Genomic DNA, 25,356 nt, shown 5'->3' with positions numbered 1-25,356 from the left:
ATACATCAATAAGTTAAAAAATAAGCAATGAAACGATTTACTGCTCCCGAGCAATGGTCAACGCAATACCTTACAACGGGTGCCTTTAGTGACCTAGCAACGCTATTTAATATTGATAAACTCTCAGATTGGCCATCTTGCCAGTGGTTTAATCAATATCTAAATGCGAAAACTACACAGGGCAAAGCCATAACCTTTGTTGAAGATGAAAAGTTTGCAGATGAAACCCGTTATTATGAGCAAATCATATTTGAGACAGGGCAAGTACCAACAAGACAACAAAATTGGCATGACCTTTTTGGTGGCTTTATTTGGTGTTTATTCCCAAAAACCAAAGCACTGATTAATCATCAGCACATTGAAGAAATTAAACTGCATGGTCTAAAAGAGCGTAGTAAACACCGAAATGCACTTACCTTATTTGATGAATGCGGCGTGGTGCTGGCAATTACTGAACAAAGCTGGCAGCAGCAATTACGTGACCACCAATGGCAGCAAGCCTTTGTAGAACAGCGTGAACAGTGGGGTAAAAGCATTAGACCATTTATGTTTGGCCATGCTAACTACGAAATGCTCACACAGCCTTATATTGGTTTAACGGGTAAAGCATTATTTGTAATTGTTCCTGATGACATATTTTGTAAAGATTTAACCGAGCAATATGCGTATCTAGATCAGCGTCTTTATGAGATGATTAAGCATGATGATTGTTTGCGTGATAATAAAAATTTATCACCCTTACCCTTGTTAGGCGTACCGGGATGGTGGACTGACAATGAAAATCCAGAATTTTACAGTAACACTGATTACTTTAGACCGAAACGAAGGAAACGCACATGATTGAAGTGGCAGGGCTTAAAAAGAAGTTTAAGCTAACAAAAGATCATAAAAAAAATAAAACGGATAACGTAGACCCCCGTGAAGATAAAGAGTTTTTTCATTCTGTAAGAGACGTCAGCTTTCAATGTAACAAAGGTGAAGTACTCGGGTTACTCGGCCCAAATGGTGCCGGTAAAACAACTACCCTTAGAATGATTTCAACAGCCTTAAAACCAGATGAAGGCAGCATTACCATCTCTGGTCACGATATCGTTAAAAAGCCATTGGTTGGCCGCAAATCAATTGGATTTCTGTCAGGTAGTACCGGCTTATATGGGCGTTTAACAGTTAAAGAAAACGTTGAATACTTTGCCCGTTTACATGGCATGAGTAAAAAAGCGGTAGCCGCTCGTTGTGATGAGCTATTCACCTTACTTGATATGCACAGCTTTATTGATAAACGCGCCGAAAACCTTTCAACAGGTATGAAGCAAAAAGCCAATATTGCCCGTGCTGTTGTTCATCATCCTGATGTGGTTATTCTTGATGAGCCGACAACTGGTTTAGATATTATGACTACGCAAACCGTAATTAACTTTATTCGCGGCCTTAAAGAGCAGGGCACACCAGTTATTTTCTCAACGCACCATTTAGATGAAGTTGCCTTACTTTGTGACCGTGTTGCAGTGATAAACCAAGGAATTAGTTGCTTTGATGGCACCTTAGATGAGTTTAAACAAACAGGTCAAAGTGAAGAATTAAACCAAGCGTTTATGAATATTTTAACGGAGAGCCGTGATGTTTGAAGTATTTAAAAAGGAATTAAAAGAGCTATTACGTGACCGTAAAACATTGATATTCGTTGTTGCATTACCGGTTGCTATCTTCCCACTGTTATTTGCTGTTATGGCCTTTATTAGTTCACAAGCGGCGTTAGAGGCAGAACAAGAGGTCCATACTTACGCTATTATCAATGGTAATTACGCGCAAGATTTTACAGATAAGGTGTTTTACCATAAGAGCTTTGCTTTATATAAAGGTGATGAAACCTTTAATACAGTAGAAGATCTCACTAAAGCGGTAAAAGCAGGTACCATAGACATGGGCATCTATTTACCGTCAGACGCTAAGCAAACGTTAGATGATGCAAAGCAAAGTGAATGGCAAGTTGTGTATAACGACGCAAAAGCAATTAACTTCCTATTTGACCGTGTAAAAGAACTGGCAAAAGAATATGGCGATACGCTGCGTACAAACAAACTATTAAGCTTTGGTGTATCACAAGAGCAACAAGCTGCCATTATCGAGCCTATTAAAGTGGTGAAGGTCGACACTGCAGATAAACGTGAAAATCTGGGTGAGAAAATTGGTGGGTTTATTCCTTATCTACTTATTCCTCTGGTATTGATGGGCGCAACGTATCCGGCGATTGATTTAGGAGCTGGTGAAAAAGAGCGTGGTACGCTCGAAACCCTTCTACTTACACCAATCACCCGTACACAGCTGGTGTTAGGTAAGTTTGTAACCTTACTTGCTTCTTCTATTGCGACAACCACCATTACTGTACTGAGTATGGGTGTGTGGATATCAGTGGCCATTGCATTTGTAGATTTAGCAGTTGTTAAAAACGCATTTAGCTCTTTAACCGTATTAGATTTAGGGCTGATTTTTGTGTTGTTATTACCTATTGCTGCAATCTTCTCATCATTAGCGTTGGCCATTTCTATCTATGCGCGAACCTTTAAAGAAGCGCAAAACTACATGGCACCACTTAGCATGGGTGTAATTTTTCCAATTATGGTTGCCTTGATGCCGAATGTTGAACTGACGAGCAAAACTGCTTTTATTCCTGTTACAAATGTAGCTTTGGCAATCAAAGAAATCATTAAAGGTACAGTCGATTATACACTTGTGGGTTTAATTTTCTTAGCGACTGTGATTGTGGCAGGTGCATTACTCGCGTTTTGTGTTAAATGGTTCAATAAAGAAGATGTACTATTTAGATAGTAAATTACAATAAATTTAAGCCCCGAGTAGGGGCTTTTTACGTTTAGGTCTAGGCTGCATCTTGGTTTTTATCATAAGCAGTCTTTGGTGTAAGTTTGCTAATGTCTGCCGAGTGAATCACTTTTTGTGTTTCACTCCAGTGCAATAACTCAATACGCCCAGAGCTGTTCTCTACTAATGCAGTGCAGCTTTCTATCCAGTCGCCATCATTGCAATACAAAATACCATCAACCACTTTAACGGCTGGGTGATGAATATGCCCGCAAATGATGCCATCGACAGCCTGTTTTTTTGCCTCGTGGATGGCCGCTTTTTCAAATGCATCAATTGCTTCACGTGCTTTATGCACGCGTGCTTTTATCCAAGAGGCCAATGACCAATAATTACCACCAAATAAACGGCGAATGCGATTAGTCCAGCGATTTAAAAATAGTAAAAAATCGTACCCTGCATCACCAGCAATACTGATTAATTTGTTGTAACGCGTGGCTGAGTCAAAATCGTCGCCATGTAAAAGTAAAAACCGTTTGTTGGCTTTTGTGGTATGAATATATTGCTTGTGTACTTCGATACCGAATAATGAATCATTAGCATAATGGCGAAAGGTTTCGTCGTGGTTACCCGGTATATAGATCACTCGTGTGCCATCTTTTGCTTTTTGTTGAATAAGCGCTAATACATCATAATGACTAGGATGCCAAAAAAACTGTCGTTTCATTGACCATAAATCGACAATATCACCGACCAAATAAAGTACGTCGCATTCAATCGAATTTAAAAAGTCTAATAGATACTGCGCTTGGCAGTCTTTATAACCTAAGTGAACGTCGGAAATCCAAACGGCAGGATAGTGGGTTTTACTACTGCAAGTGGTGTTATTCATGGCATTTACTCATGGTGTAATAAAGTAAATGCTAGGCAGAATCAATGACAGTTAAAAGACGCTTTAGCGAAACATCTATGACAATTAATAAAACAAAAAAACCGCCGAAGCGGTTTTTTAAATTTTGTTGAGAAGACTTAATTAGCCTTTAACAAGTGCGGCAATTTCAGAAGCGGCACTGTCTAAATCAAGCATTAGCTTTTCGCCAGTACGACGGTTTTTAAGCTCAACCTTGTTTTCATCAATGTTACGCTCACCAATTACTAATGTGAAAGGCACACCTAGTAATTCCATATCGTTAAACATAACACCTGGGCGCTCTTTACGGTCATCAAACAACACATCTAAACCGGCATCTTTCAAGCCTTTGTAAAGGTTATCAGCAATATCAGGAATACGATGAGACTTATGCATGTTCATTGGCACAATCGCTAAATCAAATGGTGCGATAGGTTGCGGCCATTTAATACCGTATTGGTCATTGTTTTGCTCAATAGCTGCAGCTACGATACGTGATACACCAATACCGTAACAACCCATTGTCATTACTTGGTTTTTACCTGTTTCACTTAATACGCCTGCTTTCATTGCTTCTGAGTATTTAGTACCAAGTTGGAAAATATGACCTACTTCAATACCACGTTTGATTTGCAGTGAACCTTGACCACATGGGCTTGGGTCGCCTTCAACGATATTACGGATATCAGCCACTTCGTAGTTTTCTACATCGCGATCCCAGTTGATACCGCTGAAATGTTCACCATCTTTATTAGCACCTGCTACAAAGTCAGCCAAAACGTTAGCTGTGCGATCGACAATAATTGGCATTGATAGACCGACTGGGCCTAATGAACCTGGTTTTGCGCCAATAGCAGCAACGATGTCTTCTTCTTTTGCCATTTCAAGCGGTGAGTCTACAAGCGGATGCTTCTCAGCTTTTAACTCGTTTAATTCATGGTCGCCACGTAATACAAGGGCAACTAAACCACGTTGTTCGTTTTCATCTGGTGCGCCATACACGATTAATGTTTTCACGCCGCGATGAGGTTTAACACCATAGTGCTCTTTAAGCTCAGCAATTGATTTTGCATCAGGCGTTGGGAACGCTTTTAACTCTTTACTTGCTGCTGGGCGCTCTTCAGTCGGTGCTAATGCTTCTGCTTTTTCGATATTTGCAGCGTAATCACTTGCATCACTAAATGCGATTGCATCTTCGCCTGATTCTGCAAGTACATGGAACTCATGTGACACGCTACCACCAATTGAACCTGTATCAGCGATAACAGGGCGGTAATCAAGACCAAGGCGCTCGAAGATGTTGCAGTATGCTTTGTGCATTACTTGGTATGTTTTCTCTAAACACTCATCACTTAAGTGAAAAGAGTACGCATCTTTCATGGTAAATTCACGGGCACGCATCACACCAAAACGAGGGCGAACTTCGTCACGAACTTTTGTTTGTACTTGGTAAAGAGTAAGCGGTAATTGCTTATAAGAGCTCACTTCTTTACGTACAAAATCTGTGATCACTTCTTCGTGTGTTGGGCCAAGTGCAAATGGGCGGTTGTGACGGTCATTAATACGCAGTAATTCAGGGCCGAATTGCTCCCAACGACCAGACTCTTCCCAAAGATCAGCTGGTTGAATAATAGGCATTAACATTTCGATAGCGCCTGCTTTATCCATTTCTTCACGTACGATGTTTTCTACTTTTTTAAGTACGCGTAGACCAGAGGGCAACCATGTATACAAACCCGACGCAACGCGGCGGATCATGCCTGCTCGTAGCATTAATTGATGAGAAACAATTTCTGCATCAGACGGAGTTTCTTTAAGTGTTGCGAGTATATATTGACTGGTACGCATCTCTATTCCAAGTAGTGTTAAAATTATTATCGTTTACTCAAGACGTTTGAGTAATAACAAGGCGCTAAGTTTACCAGTGGAAGCACTGACACTAAAGCGCTATATGCTAAAAACTAGCATTTTTCAATGCTGGTCACTGTATTATGATTGTCCTGAACATGCCACCTAATATTAAAATCATATAAGGTCATGCCGTAGCTTTGCTCTGAGTCACGTTGCTTTTTATAAGCAGGGCGAGGATCTTGCTTTAATACATTGCTTATAAACGCTTTTAATTCAGGTTGCTCAGTTTGCTTTGCAATAAACGCAAGCGCTTCTTCACTAAACTCAACGCTCATATCGGTTTCTGGTCTGGTATCGGCAAAACCTGCGGTGGCATCGGTCATTGCGTCTGAGTAGGGCAAATATGGCTTAATGTCTAAAATAGGTGTGCCATCGAGTAAATCGATACCTGAAAGCAATAAGCTTAACTGACCATTTTTATATTCAATGCCTTCAAGTTTTACAGCACTCATGCCTATAGCATTTGGGCGAAAGGTTGCACGTGTTGCAAATACACCTTTACGTTCATTACCGCCTAGGCGAGGGGGTCTCACCATTGCTGAGTAACCTTTATCTGCGGTTTCATGAAATCTAAATAACAGCCAAATATGGCTAAATTCATCGAGGCCGCGTACAAACTCTTCACGATTAAAATCGCTGCTGAATACCAGCTTTGCTTTAGCCTCAGGAACCAAACGAGGTTGGCGAGGTATGGCAAACTTTTGTTTATAAGGAGATTGAATATGGCCGACGGCAGTTAATTGGTATTCGCTCATTGTGCATTGTCGTTAAGAAAATCTGCCGACATTCTACATGCAAACGTAAAAAAAGGCAGTCGAGACTGCCTTTTAAATATTTAGACTGTATAGTCTAAATTAAAACATGTATTGGAATGATACAGACGCAACGTCCATATCTGGGTCAATATCATCTTCTAATTTATAACGCTCATACTCTAAACGTACTTGCATGTTTGTTGTGAAAGCATATTCTACACCAGCACCATAAAATACATCACCGCCATCAGAGTCAGCACTGATGCTGCCAAGCTCGCCTAGGTCTTGCTCAATTTCAGCATCCCACTCTAGCCAACCACCTTTGGCATAAACAGAAAAGCTATCTGTAATTGGGGCTGCTAAGCGTGCTGCTAGTGAAACACCGTCAATTTCAGCTTTAGAATCGATATCGCTTACTTCATCAAAATTTTGATAAGCAAGTTCAAGGCTTAAGTACTTGTTAAACTGAGTACCAATATAACCTTTTAGCATTTGTGAATCGTCATCGAAGTCAGTGTCATTTTCACTGTCTTCAAACTCAAAAGAATATTGGCCGTAGCCGATACCGGTATAAATACGCGGAGAATCCATTTCGGTAATATCTGCATGTGCAGCATTATTAAAACCTAGTAGTGCTAAAGAAAGTGCAGAAAGTGAAATTGCTTTAATCATTTAATAGCTCCTTTATAAAATAAATAAACGAATGTTTCGCGTCATTCACAAGGAGTATTGCAATGGCAATGCCAAGCTGAAAATAAAGCCTAAAGTATTGTTTTTAGGCTTCATTAAGTGGTTTTTTAAACAGTTTGTTGAAACTGTAATCAGGCATTCAGTTTGGCGGTCGTAACAATTTCAGGGTGCTCTGTAGAAGTTACTAGGTGCAGTTTTTAAATCGGCTTAGTTTTATGCTTTTTGTAATAGGGTTTCTGTTTCTATCGCGATCTCTTTCATTTTTATCGCATAGTTTTCGATTTTCTTTTCTTCGTCTGTTACGGCTGTATATGAAGGTACTTCAATTGGGTAGCCTGCTTCATCCATTGCGATAAAACTTATAACACAATGATTGGTTTCAACTAGATTTTGTGTTTTAGGGTCGCCGCAGCGTACTTGAATAAAGATTTGCATACTGGTTTTACCCGTGTGGGCGATACTGGCTTTCACTTCGACTATTTGGCCAACCAAAATAGGGCGCTGAAACTTTACACCCGCAACTGAGACCGTTACGCAGTAGTGACCGCTCCAACCTGCAGCACAGGCGTAACCAGCTTGGTCAATCCACTTCATTACCACACCACCATGAACTTTACCGCCAAAATTGACATCGGTAGGCTCAGCTAAAAAACGAAAGGTTACACTTGAAGACGGCATACTTTACTCACTTTTATAAAACACGACACTTTCAGCATAGCCTAAAAAAGGGGCCGAAGCCCCTGCAATTTAGGATAAATTTTAATTAAATGAGTAACGTGCGTTACATATTAGGGTAGTTTGGCCCGCCTGCTCCTTCAGGTGTTACCCAAGTAATGTTTTGACTTGGGTCTTTAATGTCGCAGGTTTTACAGTGCACACAGTTTTGTGAGTTGATCACAAACTCTTTCTCACCTTCAACTTCTTGTACTTCGTACACACCTGCAGGGCAGTAGCGTTGTGCTGGCTCATCGAATTGCGGTAAATTCACTGCAATAGGAATCGAGTTATCTTTAAGCTTTAAATGGCATGGCTGCGATTCTTCATGATTGGTATTTGATAAAAATACCGATGAAAGTTTATCGAAGCTAAGTTTGCCATCTGCTTTTGGGTAGTCGATTTTTTCAGCCTGATCAGCTGCAACTAATGTGGCATGATCTGGCATGTTGTCTTCAAAGTTAAATGGTAAGTTACCACCAAATAGGTTTTGATCGATTGTGTTATAAGCACCACCTAAGAACTTACCAAGTTTATGCATTACAGGGCCAAAGTTACGTGATTGATAGAGCTCTTTGTACGCCCAGCTTTGTTCAAAGGCTGATTTATATTCTACTAAATCGGCATTCTCTTTACCGTCGGTAAGGGCTGCAACGATTACATCAGCGGCAACCATACCCGATTTCATGGCTGTGTGGTTACCTTTGATCTTGGCAAAGTTCAATGTGCCCGCATCACAACCTACAAGTAAACCACCCGGGAAGTGCATTTTCGGTAAAGAGCGCAGGCCACCTTTGGCAATAGCTCTTGCGCCATAGGCTATGCGTTCACCGCCTTCTAAAACATCTTTAAAAACAGGGTGATGTTTCATGCGCTGGAATTCATCAAACGGGCTTAAATGGGGGTTTGAATAGTTAAGATCGACAATTAAGCCAACCACAACTTGATTATTATCGCTGTGATACATAAATGCACCACCACTGGTATCACCAGTTAAAGGCCAGCCTGTACCATGTACTACAGTGCCTTCTTTGTGTTTACTCGGGTCGATTTGCCAAATTTCTTTGAACCCTAAACCGTAATGCTGTGGAGACGCATCTTTATCAAGGGCAAAGTGTTTGATTAGCTCTTTACCTAAATGACCGCGGCAGCCTTCAGCAAATACCGTGTATTTAGCTCTAAGCTCCATACCCGGCATGTAACCATCTTTTTCGTTGCCGTCTTTATCAAGGCCCATATCGCCAGTGATAATGCCTTTCACTGTGTCGTCTTCAATAATCAAAGAATGCGCACTAAAGCCAGGGAATATTTCTACCCCTAAGTTTTCCGCTTGCTCTGCTAAAAAGCGACATACATTACCCATAGAGACAATGTAATTGTCTTCGTTATGGAATGTTTTAGGGCTAGCAAAGTGGGGGATGCTGGTGGCTTTTTCACTGTTATTGAACCAGTAAATATCATCTTGCGTTACTTTAGTGGTAACTGGTGCGCCTAATGACTGCCAATCAGGTAATAATTCATCCAGCGCTTTGGTTTCGAAAACCGCACCCGATAAAATGTGTGCGCCCACCTCAGAGCCTTTTTCTACCACACAGATCATTAATTCTTGTTGTTTTTCTTGTGCTTGTTGAGCCAATCTAATCGCAGTTGATAAACCTGCTGGGCCTGCGCCTACGATGACTACATCAAATTCCATGGTTTCGCGTTCGACCATATAAACCTCTTCTCGGTGACGGACCTGCTGTAAAGAACCATATTTCATACTTGCAAATGAAACGTTACAGGCTGTGAATACTTTAAGGTTATTTTAGGTTGACGTTTACGTCAACAGGAAGTAGTCTGAATTCATAAAATAAATAAGTTGACGCCAAGGTCAACTTTGAGAACACACAATTGATGGAGTCACGATGAAAGTCCTCGTTCCAATTAAAAGAGTAATTGACTACAATGTCAAAGCACGCGTTAAAGCCGATAAAACGGATGTTGATCTAGCTAATGTAAAAATGGCGATGAACCCGTTTTGTGAAATTGCAATTGAAGAAGCTATTCGTTTAAAAGAAGCAGGAACGGCCACTGAGGTTGTTGCTGTAACTATTGGTAATAAATCATCTCAAGAGCAATTACGTACGGCCTTAGCACTCGGTGCCGATAAAGCCATTCATATTGAAACAGAAGAAAAGCTTGAATCTTTACATGTTGCTAAATTACTTAGCAAGATTGTAGAGCAAGAATCACCTGAGCTGGTTATTTTAGGTAAGCAATCGATTGACTCTGACAACAATCAAACCGGTCAAATGCTTGCAGCTTTAACGGGTCGTGGTCAAGGTACTTTTGCATCTAAAGTCGATGTTCAAGCGGGTACGGTTAATGTAACGCGTGAAGTAGACGGTGGCTTACAAACAGTTGCTCTTAAACTACCTGCTATCGTAACCACAGACTTACGTTTAAATGAACCACGCTATGCTTCATTGCCAAACATTATGAAGGCAAAACGCAAGCCTCTTGATGTAATTGCTGCTGACAGCCTAGGTGTAGACCTTGCGCCTCGCGTACAGCTGGTAGAAGTAAATGAGCCAGAAAAACGCAGTGGCGGCATCATCGTAGAAGATGTAGCAACATTGGTAGAAAAGTTAAAAACAGAAGCGAAGGTGATCTAAATGAAAACATTAGTGATAGCCGAACACGATAAAGGTGTTCTAAAGCCTGAAACCAATAAAACGATTACAGCTGCTGTTAAACTAGGCTTTGATGTAGATTTACTACTTGCAGGCGAAAACTTATCAGCAATGAGCGAGCAAGCAGCGTCAATTGCAGGTGTTAGCAATGTACTGATTGCCGATGATGTAGCTTATGCTCATCAGCTTGCAGAAAACCTAGCGGATTTGGTTTTATCTTTAGCAGATAACTATTCACACATTGTCGCGAGCGCTACAACAACGGGTAAAAACTTTATGCCACGTGTTGCAGCACTTTTAGATGTTGCGCAAATCTCTGAAATCATCGACGTTATTGATGCAGATACTTTTAAGCGTCCTATTTATGCAGGTAATGCAATTGCGACAGTTAAATCACTAGATAGCAAAAAAGTGATTACTGTTCGTGCAAGTAGTTTTGATATTGCACAAGAGCAAGCGCCAGTAGCTGTATCGAGTGTTACAGGAAAAGGTTCTGTTGGCCTGAGTGAGTTTGTATCAGAACAACAAACTGAGTCAGAACGTCCTGAGCTAACTGCAGCACCTGTGGTTATTTCAGGTGGTCGTGGTATGCAAAATGGTGAAAACTTTGCGTTATTAAATGGTATTGCCGATAAACTAGGTGCAGCGATTGGTGCTTCACGTGCCGCTGTTGATGCGGGCTTTGTACCAAACGATATGCAAGTCGGTCAAACAGGTAAAATTGTTGCGCCAGATTTATATATTGCTGTAGGTATTAGTGGTGCGATTCAACACTTAGCGGGTATGAAAGACTCAAAAGTGATTGTTGCCATCAACAAAGACCCTGATGCGCCAATTTTCCAAGTTGCTGACTATGGTTTAGTTGCTGATTTATTTGATGTGTTACCAGAGCTTGAAAGCGCTCTGTAATTCATAACGATTCTGGTTGTTAAAAGCTGTTCACCTTTTAGGTGCGCAGCTTTTTTTATATTTACGAAGCTATTTTACTGGAAGGTAGCCAATATCGAACATTTTTTGTTGTATCTTTTTTGACTTAACAATCACAGCTAATTTGTCACCTATTTTCTTTGAACGCGGTGATTGTGTATTAACTATCAATACCAATGGGCGAACAAATGCGTACTCTCCACTTTGAATGGTTTCGATAGACGGGCTAACACCATCAATTGCCAATAAAGTCACTTTATTAATTCTTCTATCGTTTTCAAGCTTTGTTATTGCTCCATATGAATCATAAGCAATAGCATTTTGTATTCGTTGTACGATTCCCAGCGCTTGATTAAATTGATCATATAATTCAACTTTTTGTTCAGAAAATAGGCCTCTATTTCCGGCATTTTTTAGACGAATAAAATTACTGTCTGGCTCTTTAATGTAATCAAGCTGTAAGTATTCTAAAAATACATCAAAACTGCCGTGCGTAGTGCCTTTACTGAAAAGCAAAATTTCATCATTTTTATTACTCAGCTTTGGAGTATGCGGAGAAACATCTGACCACTTAGTTAACTTACCTTGGTAAATAGCACTGAGTTTATTAGTTGATAATTCGTCGATATTGAGGTTTTTATTCACAAAAAAAGTAATGGCATCTTGTGCTATAACAATTTGCCGTAAAAAGGGCCATCTTTGCTGTTCATCTTTAGTGAGGTATCGGGAGCTAGTGCCGATATCGATGACATTATCTGCAATTGCGATAATTCCTTTATCGCTACCCATTGGTCTTATTTGTATACTATTACCAAATTCTTGGCTTAATTCGCTCTTAAGATCTATTAATAATGAAGAAACAGAAGTTGAACCAGCAATAAAAATAGGCTTTGCGTTTAAGTCTTCTTCTAGTGCCGTGACTTTGCATGCGATTAATGATGAGGTTACTAGTAAAATGGTCTGAATAGCGCGAAAGTGCATAATAAAATGAGCTCTTAATTATTAGACTACTTTCACTATAGGCTATTTATTTATGTTTGCTAAACCTCTACCAGATTTTTTATATATTATAGTGTGTTAGCAATAAAAAAGCCGCTCGAAAGCGGCTTTTAAATTGTATAGCGTTGCTTATTAGTAAGTCGCGCTGCCTTTTGTACGTGGGAAAGCGATAACGTCACGTACGTTACCCATACCGGTAACATATGCAACTAAACGCTCAAAACCTAGACCAAAACCTGAGTGCGGTACAGTGCCGTATTTACGTAGGTCGCGGTACCAGCTGTAATCTTCTTTGTTTAAGCCCATTTCTTCTAGACGCTTATCTAATACATCAAGACGCTCTTCACGTTGAGAGCCACCGATGATTTCACCAATACCTGGTGCAACTACGTCCATTGCAGCGACTGTTTTACCGTCTTCGTTTTGACGCATGTAGAAGGCTTTAATATCACGCGGGTAGTTTTTAATAACTACTGGCGCATTAAAATGCTCTTCAGCAAGGTAACGTTCGTGCTCAGATTGTAAATCTACACCCCATTCAACAGGGTATTCGAATTTCTTGCCACACGCTTTTAAGATTTCGATAGCATCTGTGTAATCAACTTGTGCGAAATCTTTAGTTACGAACTCTTCTAAGCGTGAGATAGCTGTTTTCTCAACACGTTGTGCAAAGAATTCCATATCATCACGACGCTCAGTTAATACTGCATTGAAAACGTATTTCAGCATGTCTTCAGCAAGTTTTGCGATATCTTCTAAATCTGCGAATGCAACTTCAGGTTCAACCATCCAAAACTCTGCTAAATGACGAGATGTGTTTGAGTTTTCAGCACGGAAAGTCGGGCCAAAGGTATAGATTTTTGACATTGCAGATGCGTATGTCTCACCATTTAACTGACCAGATACTGTTAAGAATGCTTCTTTACCGAAGAAATCTTCACTGTAATCGATGTCGCCTTTATCTGTGCGTGGCAAGTTTTGCATATCTAAAGTAGATACACGGAACATTTCACCGGCGCCTTCACAGTCACTTGCAGTGATGATCGGTGTGCTGATCCAATAGTAACCTTGCTCGTGATAAAAACGGTGAATCGCTTGTGCTAAACAGTTACGTACACGTGTTACCGCACCCATGATGTTAGTACGAGGGCGAAGGTGTGCGTGCTCACGTAAATATTCAATGCTATGACGCTTCGCAGACATAGGGTAGGTGTCTGGGTTCTCAACCCAACCTAATACTTCTACAGAGTTAGCTTGGATTTCGAAAGACTGACCTTGACCTGCAGATGGCACAAGAACGCCGGTTACAGATACAGAACAACCTGCAGTTAAACGTGTTACTTCATCATAATTATTGAGTGAATTAGGTACTACCGCTTGAATAGGATCAAAACACGAACCGTCATGAACGGCTAAAAATGAAATTCCTGCTTTTGAATCGCGGCGTGTACGGATCCAGCCTTTTACTGTTACTTGGCTGTCTACCGCAACCTTGCCTTTTAATAGCTCTGAAATCGCTAAATGGCTCATCTTCACTCCAATGATATAAGTTGCCTAATATAATAATGCTGTGCATTGCACTTGAATCGACTATCTTACCCTCGTAAATCAAATAAAAAAACTATTGTGGCGCACTCTTTAGTAGTTTTTCTTCAATTGAGTAAAATAGCAGCAATATTTTGCGTAAAATTTGCGTTTATTTAAATTCTCGCTGCGCTAATTGGTTATTTTGTGGCATTATTAACAATTACTGTCCTTTAATCTTTAATTAAATTGTATAACAGGTGCTATGAAACAAGTTTTTATTCTTCGCGGCTTACCCGGCTCAGGTAAATCATATTACGCACAAAGCCTTGCTGATGAGTTGGTAGCTGGTAATGAAAGTGATTATGTCGTGTGCGCAACAGATGATTATTTTTACAATAGCGAAGGTGAGTATCAATTTGATAAGTACAAGTTACCTGAGTATCACAATCTAAACCTTGCACGCTTTATTAATGCCTTAGCAGAAGAAATCCCGTTAGTAATTGTTGATAACACTAATATTAAAAAGTGGGAATTTATCGCCTACGCACAAGCGGCTACAGCACTGGGTTATCAAGTAAAAGAAGTGATCGTTGGTGAAATTAAAGATAAATCATTACAGCATCTTTACGCTAAGCGCTGCGAACATAAAGTACCGCTTCGCATGATCAGTAAAATGGCATATATGTTTGAGTGGTAAAGTTGAAAGGAAAAGGAAGCATCAGCTTCCTTTTTTATGTCTAGAGGGCGTGTTGACCTTTGTGGATTAAAATTTGTTCACTCTAGGGGCGATTTAATCGCGGCGCGAGATTTGTAACCTATTGGGCTAAGTAAAAATCGAGCAACAAAGAGTTAATCGCCCCTAGGAAGAACCCGAAGGGCTGCGCGTGTTTGGCATTGATGCTGCGTTATCGCCTATTTATGTGGAACAACCACACTACATAGGCTCTGTCTTGCCTAAATACCAAACACACTGCTGCAAAATTAATCACAAAGGGTCAACACGCCCTAATACGCCTGTTGTTCAATGGCTGCATAAATAGCATTGCATAACTTAGTTAAGCTTTGTTCGTCGCTTATGTAAGGCGGCATCAAATAAATTAAATTACCAAACGGGCGTATCCACACACCTTGCTCGATAAAAAAGCGTTGAATTTTTGCTACATCTACACTTCGCTTAAGCTCAACAACACCAATTGCCCCCAATGTTCGCACATCAGCGACTGCATCGAGCTGCTTACATTTAGCAAGCTGGGTTGTTAGAACATCATTTATATGTTCAATTTGCTCTTGCCACGGTTGATCGAGCAGTAAATCAATACTCGCACAAGCTGTGGCACAGGCAAGTGGGTTACCCATAAAAGTTGGGCCATGCATTAATACGCCGGCTTCACCTTCACTAATACCAACAGCGACGTTGCTGGTGGTTAATGTCGCTGAGAGCGTCATCATGCCGCCCGTTAATGCTTTGCCAATACATAAAATATCAGGCTCTATGTTGGCGTGCTCAACAGCGAACAAGGTGCCAGTGCGGCCAAAGCCTGTGGCAATTTCATCACAAATAAGTAAAACATCATACTTATCACACAGAATGCGTAGGTGCTTTAAGTAATCAGGGTGGTAAAAATTCATTCCCCCAGCATTTTGTACAATGGGTTCAATGATAAATGCAGCAACATCTTGGTGGTGAGCTGCAAAGTAGCTTTCAAGCGTATCAGCTTCAGCAGGGCTAAACTCGCCATTAAATTTAGCACTCGGCGCAGGTACAAAAACATGTTCAGGTAAAAATCCTGAGTACATACTGTGCATTGAATTAACCGGATCGCAAACGCTCATCGCTGCAAAGGTATCGCCATGGTAGCCCTTAAGCGGCGTCATTAACTTTTGTTTACTGGTGTAACCTTGGCTAAGCCAGTACTGCAAGGCCATTTTTATCGCAACTTCAACACTCACAGAGCCACTGTCGGCTAAGAACACCTTATCGAGTGACTCAGGTGTGATACTGACTAGCTTTTTACATAGCTCAACAGCAGGCTCATGAGTTAAACCACCAAACATGACATGGCTCATTTTGCTAACTTGTGCTGATATTGCTTCATTTAAAACAGGGTGGCAGTAACCATGGATGGCACTCCACCAAGAGGCCATACCATCTATTAGGCTTTCGCCTGTTTCTAAGAAAATACGATTTGCATTGGCATGACTGACTGGGTAAACGGGAAGGGGCTGAGTCATAGAAGTATAAGGGTGCCAAATATGCTCACGATCAAAATCTAAATCTATTGGTTGTTTATTAATCATATGTAAACTTTTTATCACTTCGATTCGTTGACAATGTTACGTCAAGTCGTAGACTAAGCCAATCAAACCGTCCCAATAATTTAAAAAAAGAGACTATTATGGAGCACGCAGTTGTCCGTCACGATTGGACTCACCAAGAAGTAAAAGCATTATTCGAAATGCCGTTCAATGATTTGTTATTTAAAGCGGCCAGTGTGCATCGTGAAAACTTCAATCCAAATGAAGTACAAATTTCTACTTTGTTATCGATTAAAACCGGTGCTTGCCCAGAAGATTGCAAATATTGTCCTCAGTCAGGTCATTATAAAACAGACTTAGACCGTGAACGCCTTATGGAAGTAGAAAAAGTGGTCGAGCAAGCGCGTGTTGCCAAAGAAAAAGGCGCTACCCGTTTTTGTATGGGTGCTGCGTGGTCTGATCCGAAAGAGCGTGACATGCCTTATATTTCAAAAATGGTAAAAGAGGTTAAAGAGCTCGGCCTTGAAACCTGTATGACGCTTGGCATGCTAGATAACGAAAAAGCCCATGCATTAAAAGACGCGGGCCTTGATTATTACAACCATAACCTAGATACATCACCTGAGTATTACCAGCAGATCATTACAACACGTACTTACCAAGACCGTTTAAACACCATCGATAACGTGCGTGATGCCGGTATGAAAGTGTGTTCTGGCGGCATTGTAGGTATGGGCGAGCAGGCTGCTGACCGTTTTGGTTTATTAATGCAATTAGCTAATTTGCCGCAGCAGCCAGAGAGTGTGCCAATTAATATGTTGGTTAAGGTTAAAGGCACGCCACTTGAAGATGTCGAAGACTTAGACCATTTTGAGTTTATTCGTACCATTGCTGTTGCACGTATCATGATGCCGAAAAGTTATGTTCGGTTATCTGCTGGCCGTACGGCGATGAATGAACAAATGCAATCTATGTGTTTCTTTGCTGGTGCTAATTCAATTTTCTACGGTGATAAACTACTGACTACAGAAAACCCTGAAGCAGACGCAGACATGATGCTGATTAAAAAATTAGGCATGAACCCAGAAACTCGTGAAGATTATTCTGATGAAGCGGTTGCAGCATCACTTTCATCAAAAGTTGCTGATAAAGCAACATCAGAACTATTTTACGAAGCGTAGCAATTAAATGGCTTTTGATTTTATTGCCGAGCATCTTGTTGAGCGACAAGCAGATGCATTACTGAGAAAGCGCCAACTTGTTGAGCAATCAAGCGGGCGCTTTATTCAGGTTGCAGGCAAACAGTATTTAAATTTTGCCAGTAATGACTACCTTGGCTTTGCTGATGATTTTATTGAAATACAAGCGCAGCAACTAGGTAGCCACAGTTCAGCATTAGTGAATGGTTATAATAAACCACAACAACAGCTTGAGCAGCGTTTATGCGAGATATTAGGCTACGAAAGCGCCATGTTATTTAATAGCGGATTTAGTGCTAATAGCAGCGTATTAAAAGCGTTGTTTCAAGATAAAAGTGAGGCGCAATCATCGGCAATTTTTCAGGATAAGCTTAATCATGCCAGCCTAATTGATGGTGGTCTTCATTCTGCCGCTGCTATGGTGCGCTTTAATCATAACGACCTTAGGCACTTAGAATCTCGGTTACAAAAGTCAAAAGCCAAGCATAAGCTCATAGTGAGCGAAGGGGTGTTTTCGATGGATGGCGATCAAGCCCCCATTGAAGCACTCTGTAAAGTTGCTAAACAATACAATGCGTGGCTGATGATTGATGATGCCCATGGCTTTGGTGTGTTAGGCGAGCAAGGCTTAGGCAGTTGTGAGGCAATCAAGCCTGATTTACTGATCATAACCTTTGGCAAGGCACTGGCAAGTAGTGGCGCTTGCCTGCTTACATCAAAGCAAATGATTGATTACATGTTGCAGTTTAATCGCGAATACATTTATTCAACGGCGATGTCACCACTGATGGCAAGTTGTACTCTAGAGCGACTCGAAAAGTTATTAAAGGCGGATAAGAGACGGGCTAAGCTGACAGAGAATATTGCCTACTTTAGAGCACTTGCCAAAGAGCATAACTTAGCATTAATGGAATCATCAACGGCTATTCAGCCTTTAGTATTGGGCGATGCAGAACACACGCTTGCCGTTGCTAATAAGCTTAAAGAGAAAGGCGTGTGGTTAACCGCTATTAGACCGCCAACGGTTCCTTTTAATACCGCACGACTTAGGGTAACCATAAGTAGCGCGCATCAAGCTGACGATATAAAACAGCTTGTTGATTCGCTAGTGGAGTGTTTATGAGTGTTCAACTGCAAGCGCCTTTAAGCTTTCAACACAGTAATAAGCTAACAACACAAACTAAGTTCTCTAAAGCGGCTGCAAATTACGCGAGCCATGCGAATGTACAAAAACAAGCAGCTGCGCACTTATTTAAAATGATGGCAAGTAAACATCAGCAGGGAACTTGCCTTGATTTAGGTGCTGGGCCTTTAGTTAACACGGCAATGCTTAAAACACACTTTGATACTATATTGGCAATGGACTTAAGTCATTCCATGCTCAGCACAGAACAAAACCCGCATTGTTTAAAAGTGTGTGCTGATATGGACAACCTACCATTACAGCAAAACTCACTTGATTGTGTGTTTAGTAATTTTGCAATGCAATGGTCTGCTGATTTAAAAGGGCTACTTAAAAGTCTTTTTTACTCCCTAAAAGCAGGCGGCAAGGTTTATTTAAGCTGTGTGGTAGATGGATCCCTTAAAGAAATCAAACAGGCTTTTGCTTGTTTAGATGAGCAAAACCATATTAATCAGTTTCATTGTGCTAGTCACATTATTGAGTATGCAAAATTAGCAGGGTTTAAGCTCAATTTTGCAGCCGATAGATGTTATATAGATGCCTATAACTCTCCCTTAGATGCTCTGCGCTCAATAAAAGCGATTGGTGCTACCTCATTGCAAACTAAGCAAAAACGCAAAGGGTTATTAACAAGACAGGCACTTAATAGTGTTTGTAAGGCTTACCCTCTGGTTGATGGGCATGCTAGAGTGAGCTATCAAGTTGTCCTTTTAGAACTAGAAAAATAGAATTAACTAAAAAATGAAAGAATTTTTTATCACGGGTACAGACACCGATGCCGGAAAAACCCATGTCACCAGTTTATTATTAAACTTACTGGCGCAACATAAACAGCGTGCGGTTGGTTTTAAACCTATTGCAGCAGGCGCAGAAGAAGCATTTGGTCAGCTAGTGAATGATGATGCATTAACCTTAATGGAAAGCTCATCAATTGGGGTTAAATATAACATAGTTAACCCCTTTACCTATGAGCCACCCATTGCACCGCATATTGCAGCTGCCCAAGTAGGTGACAGACTGACATTTGATAAGCTCGATGCTGCTTATGCGAATGTAAAAGCACTCAATACCGATTATATTCTTACAGAAGGTGCCGGCGGTTGGTGTTTACCTATCAACGAAACTGATTTACTGTGCGATTGGGTTAAATCACAAAACCTTGATGTTGTTTTAGTAGTAGGCATGAAGCTTGGTTGCCTTAATCACGCACTATTGACAGCTGCTCACTTTAAAGCGCTCGGTGTAAATTGTGTGGGTTGGATTGCAAATCATGTAGACCCAAACATGCGTGAACAAGAGGCCAATTTAGAAACCTTAAAATCCGCATTACCATTCCCGCTTTTAGCGATTAGTCCTTATACAGACGGCACCCCTAAATTAAAAATTTACAAAACCTTACTTGAAATTTTATCTATTAACCCATAATAATTGAGTTGTTACTTTTGACATACTCTGTCACAATTGGTTGCAATTAGTTCCTTGTAACCAATTGCATTAGCCCTAAACTGAGTTAGTAGAACACCCAGATAATTTTATTAACTAACGATTTTTAACCATGTCGTTAGTTAATACAATTGGTATGTTTATTCTGAGGTTTTTATGAAGCGTGTATTTTTGTTTCTACTTACAAACTTAGCGGTAATGCTAGTGTTAGGTATTGTGTTGTCTATTGTGATGAGCGTACTGGGTATTAGCCATCGCAGTCTAGGCGGCATTTTAGTTATTTCGACCGTATTTGGTTTTGGTGGCTCGTTTATTTCGTTATTTATGTCGAAATGGATGGCAAAAAAATCAACTGGTGCACATGTTATTGAACAACCTCGTTCTGAAACAGAACAATGGTTAGTTTCGACGGTAGCAGCGCAAGCTAAAAAAGCAGGTATCGCGATGCCAGAAGTAGCTATTTATGATAGCCCTGAAATGAACGCATTTGCGACCGGCCCAAGTAAGAACAACTCGCTGGTGGCTGTGAGCACAGGTTTATTACACAACATGAATCAAGATCAAGCTGAGGCGGTATTGGCTCATGAGGTATCTCACATTGCAAATGGTGACATGGTTACGCTTACTCTTATTCAAGGTGTAGTGAATACCTTTGTTATCTTTATAGCGAAAGTATTAGCAGGTATTGTTGATAACTTCCTTAATAGTGATGAAGAAGAGGGTGGTAGTAGCTGGACTTACTTCTTGTTCGATATGATTTTCCAAATGTTATTTGGTGTTCTAGCAAGTATGATAGTTGCTTACTATAGCCGTAAACGCGAATTCTCTGCGGATGCCGGTGCAGCAAAACTAGTAGGTGCAGACAAAATGCGTAGCGCGCTTGAGCGTTTAAAACAAAACCACCCATCACAACTTGAAGGTTCAATGATGGCATTTGGTATTGCAAGCGGTAAAGGTGTTGCTGAGTTATTCTCATCACACCCACCACTTGATGAGCGTATTAACGCATTACGTTAATTTAAAACACGAAAAAGCCAGCTGATGCTGGCTTTTTTTATTATTGGTTTTTCTCTCGCTCGAGTTGTTGTGGCAATAATACCTCAACAATTTCACGGGCCGGTAAGGTATACCTTACGCCATCAAACATCACAGAAGTATGTTCATCAATACTTGTTATCCCTGTTAAGGTCCAGCCTTCACCGCGTTCTTTACAGTATACTGTGGTGGTAGGTTGAATTACTTTAAATTCTTCACTCATCGAACTTAATCTAATTGCTTGAAATTGCGTTTATAGTAAGACAATAATGCCAGCTCATAAAGCAAAAAGAAGAAATTAACGTGTCTAGCCACGATGACTTAGCCTTTGACTTACGCCCAATTCGTCATAGAGATTGCCAAGCGATATGGGATATTTTAAAAGATCCGCAAGTACAAACGTTTAATGATTACGGCGCTGATATAACGAAAGGTGACGTGTACGACTTTATTCAAGGCGACATAGAACGTTTTTATAATCAACAAGGCATTCGTTTAGTTATTGTTTTACGAAGTAGTGGGCAGGTTATTGGCAGCGTAGGCATATTTAACATAATTGACGGGCAGGGCATGTTGGGGTTTGAGTTGTCGTCACAATACTTTGGCAAAGGAATAATGCAAAAGGTACTAGATATGCTATTTGAAAAACTTACGACCTTTGTACCTGCTCCGCTAAACAGTGTGTTAGCTTTAGTTAACCCAAATAATAGCGCAAGTATTAAACTTTTAACTAAATGTGGCTTTCAACAACATGACACTCACTGGGTAAAATACGTTAGCTAATTACTATAATAGTACAATTTTGTTCTGCTAGGGTTGCTACTATAAAATAGCGCCTCATTTTTAAAAAGGAGCGCTTGCAGCTATGGCAAAAGCAAAGCCAATTACCACTATTGAAAGTTACGGCATTTACAGTCATTGGGATGCAAAAGAGAAAGACCTGCCACAAATCACCGAGTTTACAACAGACGTTCCTGCACAGTTAGATATTGAATTTGGCTTTATAGTTAACATTAAAAAGGCCAAAGGACAAAAAATTAAATTTTGCGTTTACCACCCAGATATTCCGGATGAAGATGGCGAGATTATGCCACCGTTTGAGGGCGAACAGTACGTTAAAACAAACGATTGGCAGTTTTATTTAGGTGATAAGATATGGGCACCTGTTGACAATAAAGTAGGTATTTGGCGCATGACTATTGAGTTAAATGGCCATATAATTGCTGATAAATCCTTTAACTTATTAAAGGAAGGCGAAGGCACTGCCACTGAATTTTGGAAGCATCGCGGTTATTAATCTTTAAACCTGAGAGGGACTATGTATCAAGGAAGTTGTTTATGCAGCAAAGTAAAAGTAACTATTGCTGGTGGTATAGACTCAATTATTCATTGTCATTGCTCCTTATGTCGTAAAAACTCAGGCACAGCCTACGCAACTAATGGCTTTATTCAACGAGATGGTTTTAACCTCACAGAAGGTAAGCAGCATCTAAGCGCGTTTGAATTTAAACCCGGCAGAATTCGTTATTTTTGTAGCTATTGTGGCTCACCTATTTATAGCGAGAATAAAGATGACCCAAGCCGCTTACGTATTCGCTTAGGTTTATTAGATAGCGATATAAATGAGCGCCCGATCAGCCATAACTTTGTAAGCTCTAAAGCAAATTGGGATACATTTGACGAAAAAATTCCATGTTATGATGGTTTTGAACCAAGTAGGGGGAAGTAACAGCCATGATAGCGAATACACCAAAACCGCCATATTACGCCGTGATTTTTACGAATACCTTATCTGACGATACCACCGGTTATGAAGACGTGGCTAATAGAATGGTTGAGCTTGCAGAGCAACAACCTGGGTATTTAGGTATGGAGTCTGTTCGTGATGGTTTGGGTATTACGGTGTCGTATTGGCAAAACTTAGGTGCGATAAAAGCCTGGAAACAAAACGTTGAGCACTTAAACGCCCAGCAGCTCGGCAGAGACAAATGGTACAGTGCGTTTACAACGCGTATTGCTAAGGTAGAACGTGATTATTCGTTGTGATAGTCATTAATCATAAAAAAGAACACATCATACTGTTTTGGGGTTTATTTCAATCTCGGCAAATATCTTTGAATTTAAGATTTTTAAATCTACAGATATAGTGTGTAAGAGGGGCTAATAATATTCACGTGCAACAAATGAGAATAATCGTATTATTGTTTATTCAAAAAATGCAAAATCTCTTTTCCTTTCTATAATTTAAATATCAATGGCTTGCAAATTTGATTGACCTCTTTTGTGGTGCCTCATTAGCTATTCAAATATTTATCGATAATACAGGACTCGGTGTGGAATCTTCTTTGTTTATCAAATACGGTGGTTTTTCTCGAATTTATACAGTAATCGAAAAGTTTTATGACAATATTTTAAAGTCAGAAACCCTTAATGCACATTTTAAAAATACCAACATGGAAAGGCTGATCCATCATCAAACAAGTTTTATCTCTTCTTTAATGGGTGGACCTGATTACATCAGTGATGAACAGCTAGCACAAGCCCATAAAAATTTAGGTATTAATCTTAAAGATTGGCAAGAAATGATAAATATCTTGTCGCTTACATTTTCTGAACAAGGAATATCAGAAGACGACGCGAAGCAAGTCATAGCTAAGCTTGAAACAAAACGAGACTTTATCGTATGTCATTAGAACAAAACAACGCGGATTATTCTGTTTTAAATTATTTGCAGTTACCTGTCGTTGTTTTGTCGGCTAATGAACACAAGGAAGTATTTCAAAACAACTCATTTCAACTTGTTGCACAGCATTACCTAAATGCATCTAATAACCTAGCCAATAGACACTTAGCGCAATTAATTAGCTCAAAATTATTAAAAAACGATACAGATAAGCTTGAAGTGGAAATTAATGATGCCTCATATCGTCATATATTTAGATTTACTGCCAATGTAGTGGGTGAGCACGTCATTGTTGAAGGTGAGGATATAACCGAACTTAAGAGAAACCAGTTTTATTTAACAGAACAAACTCATTGTTAGAAGACTACAGTAAGCAAATGTTTGAACTTGCTCATACAGACCAATTAACAAATGTGCCAAATAGGCGAGCCTTGTTTGCAAAATTCAATCAATTACAATCAAATCATGAAGAATTTAGTTGTATTGTTTCACTTATCGATCTTGATCACTTTAAGCGTTTTAATGATTCATTTGGCCATGATTTTGGCGACCAAGTATTAGTCACATTTGCGAAGCATGTAAAAGATAGCATTGATGATACGTGTTATTTTGCAAGACTTGGCGGTGAAGAGTTTTGCCTTATTCAAATAAACATTAAAGACACGTTTTGTTTTGCCAATACAGAAAAACTACTTCAAACAACTAAGACCATAAAGCTAATGACACCTGATAATTCAAATATAGGCATGTCGTTTAGCGCAGGTGTTGCTGTGTATGGTAAAGACGGTATTTCACTTGATGAGCTTTTGAATAATGCTGATAAAGCACTTTATATTGCTAAAGAGAATGGCCGTTCGCGTGTAGTAAAGTTTGAAGGTGTTTAAAACGCTAAATTGATTACTGATACTTAATACATTTTAGATTCGCTAAAAGATTAATAGCTTACTTTTATGCTAACACGTACCTATTCCAATATACGTAACATATAAGCTATTTCCTAAAGTGAAGTGAAACCGTCATTCGTTTTTATCGGAAATTTGAACGCTCCATTGCTAACTTTTCTGGCTAGTTATTTGTGAATGGCTCTGGTAGAAATAGCATATTCAGAAAATGAACTATTATGCTTTAGTAAAATGTGTAATTAGCTTGTCTTACATTTCTTAAATACAAGCATAATCAACAAATTTGTGAAGAGGTGCTAAATGTCGGTTGATTTAGAATTAAATAAGAGAAATGCTATTGAGTTTTACAAAACCGCTTATCTAGGAAATCCATCTCTGGCGGTTGAAAAGTATGTAGGCGAAGTATACATACAACATAATCCTTTAGTTGGTGATGGAACAGCCTCATTCATTGCCTATTTTGAAAAAATGCATAATGAATATCCAGATAAGAAAATTGATTTTGTTCGTGCCATAGCAGAAGGTAATCTTGTTGCGCTTCATACTCACCAAATATGGCCCGAGAATGACCTATATGTCACTATGGATTTCTTTCTGTTTGATGAAAATGGCAAGATTGTTGAACACTGGGATTCAATACAACAGATCCCACAAGAGACTTTGAATGGTAACGCAATGTATTGAATATGTACGTAAGTGACTTATCGCGGTAAAGCCCACAAAAGTGGGC

The 25,356-nt window shown here is 39.9% G+C and carries 29 protein-coding genes; 19 read left to right on the top strand and 10 right to left on the bottom strand.

Annotated elements, in window-relative coordinates:
* Positions 1–27: 27 nt before the first annotated feature.
* Genes ISP07_RS03900 through ISP07_RS03890 form a run of 3 tightly spaced genes read left to right on the top strand, consistent with a single transcriptional unit; the run spans position 28 to position 2,826 of the window.
* Positions 28–840 carry a DUF3025 domain-containing protein gene (locus ISP07_RS03900; protein ID WP_054553918.1) on the top strand — a complete coding sequence of 271 codons (813 nt, stop codon included), beginning with the start codon at positions 28–30 and terminating at the stop codon, positions 838–840.
* A complete protein-coding gene (locus tag ISP07_RS03895) occupies positions 837–1,625 on the top strand; it encodes an ABC transporter ATP-binding protein (RefSeq protein ID WP_054561430.1) in 789 nt (262 codons plus the stop codon). The genes ISP07_RS03900 and ISP07_RS03895 overlap by 4 nt, the downstream gene beginning before the upstream one ends.
* Positions 1,618–2,826: an ABC transporter permease subunit gene (locus ISP07_RS03890; protein WP_209326859.1), complete on the top strand. Its 1,209-nt coding sequence runs from the start codon at positions 1,618–1,620 to the stop codon at positions 2,824–2,826. The genes ISP07_RS03895 and ISP07_RS03890 overlap by 8 nt, the downstream gene beginning before the upstream one ends.
* A gap of 49 nt (positions 2,827–2,875) precedes the next feature.
* Here the strand turns inward: ISP07_RS03890 and ISP07_RS03885 are convergent, their stop codons facing one another.
* The 6 genes from ISP07_RS03885 to ISP07_RS03860 all read right to left on the bottom strand — a co-directional run bounded on the left by ISP07_RS03885 (position 2,876) and on the right by ISP07_RS03860 (position 9,511).
* Positions 2,876–3,709 (bottom strand): UDP-2,3-diacylglucosamine diphosphatase, encoded by an 834-nt coding sequence (locus tag ISP07_RS03885; RefSeq protein ID WP_209326858.1) that lies wholly within the window; start codon positions 3,707–3,709, stop codon positions 2,876–2,878.
* Positions 3,710–3,850: 141 nt separating this feature from the next.
* Positions 3,851–5,575, bottom strand: a complete 1,725-nt coding sequence (locus ISP07_RS03880; protein ID WP_209326857.1) for a proline--tRNA ligase — start codon at positions 5,573–5,575, stop codon at positions 3,851–3,853.
* A 113-nt stretch (positions 5,576–5,688) separates the two neighbouring features.
* Positions 5,689–6,393 carry a tRNA (N6-threonylcarbamoyladenosine(37)-N6)-methyltransferase TrmO gene (tsaA, locus tag ISP07_RS03875; RefSeq protein WP_054553913.1) on the bottom strand — a complete coding sequence of 235 codons (705 nt, stop codon included), beginning with the start codon at positions 6,391–6,393 and terminating at the stop codon, positions 5,689–5,691.
* A 99-nt stretch (positions 6,394–6,492) separates the two neighbouring features.
* A complete protein-coding gene (locus ISP07_RS03870; protein ID WP_055198360.1) occupies positions 6,493–7,065 on the bottom strand; it encodes an outer membrane beta-barrel protein in 573 nt (190 codons plus the stop codon).
* A gap of 231 nt (positions 7,066–7,296) precedes the next feature.
* Positions 7,297–7,761, bottom strand: a complete 465-nt coding sequence (locus ISP07_RS03865; RefSeq protein ID WP_054561436.1) for an acyl-CoA thioesterase — start codon at positions 7,759–7,761, stop codon at positions 7,297–7,299.
* Between the two features lie 103 nt (positions 7,762–7,864).
* Complete coding sequence (locus ISP07_RS03860; RefSeq protein WP_209326856.1) at positions 7,865–9,511, bottom strand: electron transfer flavoprotein-ubiquinone oxidoreductase; 1,647 nt, start codon at positions 9,509–9,511, stop codon at positions 7,865–7,867.
* A 193-nt stretch (positions 9,512–9,704) separates the two neighbouring features.
* On the opposite strand from ISP07_RS03860, the gene ISP07_RS03855 reads away from it, so the two are divergent.
* Entirely contained in the window at positions 9,705–10,454 is a 750-nt protein-coding gene (locus tag ISP07_RS03855) for an electron transfer flavoprotein subunit beta/FixA family protein (RefSeq protein WP_063705098.1), read from the top strand.
* Complete coding sequence (locus tag ISP07_RS03850) at positions 10,455–11,381, top strand: FAD-binding protein (RefSeq protein WP_209326855.1); 927 nt, start codon at positions 10,455–10,457, stop codon at positions 11,379–11,381.
* A 69-nt stretch (positions 11,382–11,450) separates the two neighbouring features.
* Here ISP07_RS03850 and ISP07_RS03845 read toward each other — a convergent pair whose 3' ends face one another.
* On the bottom strand, positions 11,451–12,380 hold the full coding sequence (locus ISP07_RS03845; protein WP_209326854.1) for a PstS family phosphate ABC transporter substrate-binding protein: 930 nt from the start codon (positions 12,378–12,380) through the stop codon (positions 11,451–11,453).
* Positions 12,381–12,530: 150 nt separating this feature from the next.
* Positions 12,531–13,928 carry an asparagine--tRNA ligase gene (gene asnS / locus ISP07_RS03840; RefSeq protein ID WP_054553906.1) on the bottom strand — a complete coding sequence of 466 codons (1,398 nt, stop codon included), beginning with the start codon at positions 13,926–13,928 and terminating at the stop codon, positions 12,531–12,533.
* A 259-nt stretch (positions 13,929–14,187) separates the two neighbouring features.
* On the opposite strand from asnS, the gene ISP07_RS03835 reads away from it, so the two are divergent.
* Complete coding sequence (locus ISP07_RS03835; RefSeq protein ID WP_054553905.1) at positions 14,188–14,622, top strand: ATP-binding protein; 435 nt, start codon at positions 14,188–14,190, stop codon at positions 14,620–14,622.
* 308 nt (positions 14,623–14,930) lie between these two features.
* Here ISP07_RS03835 and bioA read toward each other — a convergent pair whose 3' ends face one another.
* The gene (gene bioA / locus ISP07_RS03830; protein WP_209326853.1) at positions 14,931–16,223 is read right to left on the bottom strand and encodes an adenosylmethionine--8-amino-7-oxononanoate transaminase; all 1,293 of its coding nucleotides are present in this window, start codon (positions 16,221–16,223) and stop codon (positions 14,931–14,933) included.
* Between the two features lie 98 nt (positions 16,224–16,321).
* Here bioA and bioB point away from each other — a divergent pair, with 98 nt between their 5' ends.
* The 5 genes from bioB to htpX all read left to right on the top strand — a co-directional run bounded on the left by bioB (position 16,322) and on the right by htpX (position 21,023).
* On the top strand, positions 16,322–17,362 hold the full coding sequence (bioB, locus tag ISP07_RS03825; protein ID WP_054553903.1) for a biotin synthase BioB: 1,041 nt from the start codon (positions 16,322–16,324) through the stop codon (positions 17,360–17,362).
* A 7-nt stretch (positions 17,363–17,369) separates the two neighbouring features.
* On the top strand, positions 17,370–18,503 hold the full coding sequence (locus ISP07_RS03820) for an aminotransferase class I/II-fold pyridoxal phosphate-dependent enzyme (protein ID WP_209326852.1): 1,134 nt from the start codon (positions 17,370–17,372) through the stop codon (positions 18,501–18,503).
* Entirely contained in the window at positions 18,500–19,291 is a 792-nt protein-coding gene (locus ISP07_RS03815) for a methyltransferase domain-containing protein (protein WP_209326851.1), read from the top strand. The genes ISP07_RS03820 and ISP07_RS03815 overlap by 4 nt, the downstream gene beginning before the upstream one ends.
* Positions 19,292–19,304: 13 nt before the next feature.
* Positions 19,305–19,988, top strand: a complete 684-nt coding sequence (gene bioD / locus ISP07_RS03810) for a dethiobiotin synthase (protein ID WP_054553900.1) — start codon at positions 19,305–19,307, stop codon at positions 19,986–19,988.
* 174 nt (positions 19,989–20,162) lie between these two features.
* Entirely contained in the window at positions 20,163–21,023 is an 861-nt protein-coding gene (htpX, locus tag ISP07_RS03805) for a protease HtpX (protein ID WP_135924457.1), read from the top strand.
* Positions 21,024–21,063: 40 nt separating this feature from the next.
* Here htpX and ISP07_RS03800 read toward each other — a convergent pair whose 3' ends face one another.
* Positions 21,064–21,264 carry a hypothetical protein gene (locus ISP07_RS03800; RefSeq protein ID WP_054553898.1) on the bottom strand — a complete coding sequence of 67 codons (201 nt, stop codon included), beginning with the start codon at positions 21,262–21,264 and terminating at the stop codon, positions 21,064–21,066.
* 80 nt (positions 21,265–21,344) lie between these two features.
* Here ISP07_RS03800 and ISP07_RS03795 point away from each other — a divergent pair, with 80 nt between their 5' ends.
* From ISP07_RS03795 to ISP07_RS03760, 8 genes are all read left to right on the top strand, one after another.
* On the top strand, positions 21,345–21,824 hold the full coding sequence (locus ISP07_RS03795) for a GNAT family N-acetyltransferase (RefSeq protein WP_166340085.1): 480 nt from the start codon (positions 21,345–21,347) through the stop codon (positions 21,822–21,824).
* Positions 21,825–21,906: 82 nt separating this feature from the next.
* Positions 21,907–22,338, top strand: a complete 432-nt coding sequence (locus ISP07_RS03790; protein WP_209326850.1) for a DUF3859 domain-containing protein — start codon at positions 21,907–21,909, stop codon at positions 22,336–22,338.
* A 21-nt stretch (positions 22,339–22,359) separates the two neighbouring features.
* Entirely contained in the window at positions 22,360–22,770 is a 411-nt protein-coding gene (locus ISP07_RS03785; protein ID WP_138599572.1) for a GFA family protein, read from the top strand.
* Positions 22,771–22,775: 5 nt separating this feature from the next.
* Positions 22,776–23,087, top strand: coding sequence for an antibiotic biosynthesis monooxygenase family protein (locus ISP07_RS03780; protein ID WP_209326849.1), 312 nt, complete (start codon positions 22,776–22,778; stop codon positions 23,085–23,087).
* Between the two features lie 287 nt (positions 23,088–23,374).
* On the top strand, positions 23,375–23,734 hold the full coding sequence (locus ISP07_RS03775; RefSeq protein ID WP_063529751.1) for a group I truncated hemoglobin: 360 nt from the start codon (positions 23,375–23,377) through the stop codon (positions 23,732–23,734).
* Complete coding sequence (locus ISP07_RS03770; protein ID WP_209326848.1) at positions 23,725–24,084, top strand: hypothetical protein; 360 nt, start codon at positions 23,725–23,727, stop codon at positions 24,082–24,084. The genes ISP07_RS03775 and ISP07_RS03770 overlap by 10 nt, the downstream gene beginning before the upstream one ends.
* A 17-nt stretch (positions 24,085–24,101) precedes the next feature.
* Positions 24,102–24,608, top strand: a complete 507-nt coding sequence (locus tag ISP07_RS03765) for a GGDEF domain-containing protein (protein ID WP_209326847.1) — start codon at positions 24,102–24,104, stop codon at positions 24,606–24,608.
* A gap of 318 nt (positions 24,609–24,926) precedes the next feature.
* Positions 24,927–25,310 carry a nuclear transport factor 2 family protein gene (locus tag ISP07_RS03760; RefSeq protein WP_209326846.1) on the top strand — a complete coding sequence of 128 codons (384 nt, stop codon included), beginning with the start codon at positions 24,927–24,929 and terminating at the stop codon, positions 25,308–25,310.
* Positions 25,311–25,356 lie beyond the last annotated feature (46 nt).

This window comes from Pseudoalteromonas sp. PA2MD11 (assembly GCF_017808125.1).
In the GTDB taxonomy this organism is placed as follows: Bacteria; Pseudomonadota; Gammaproteobacteria; order Enterobacterales; family Alteromonadaceae; genus Pseudoalteromonas; species Pseudoalteromonas simplex.
Note: the sequence above shows the minus strand (reverse complement) of the source record. Positions and strands in the feature narration are given on the sequence as shown.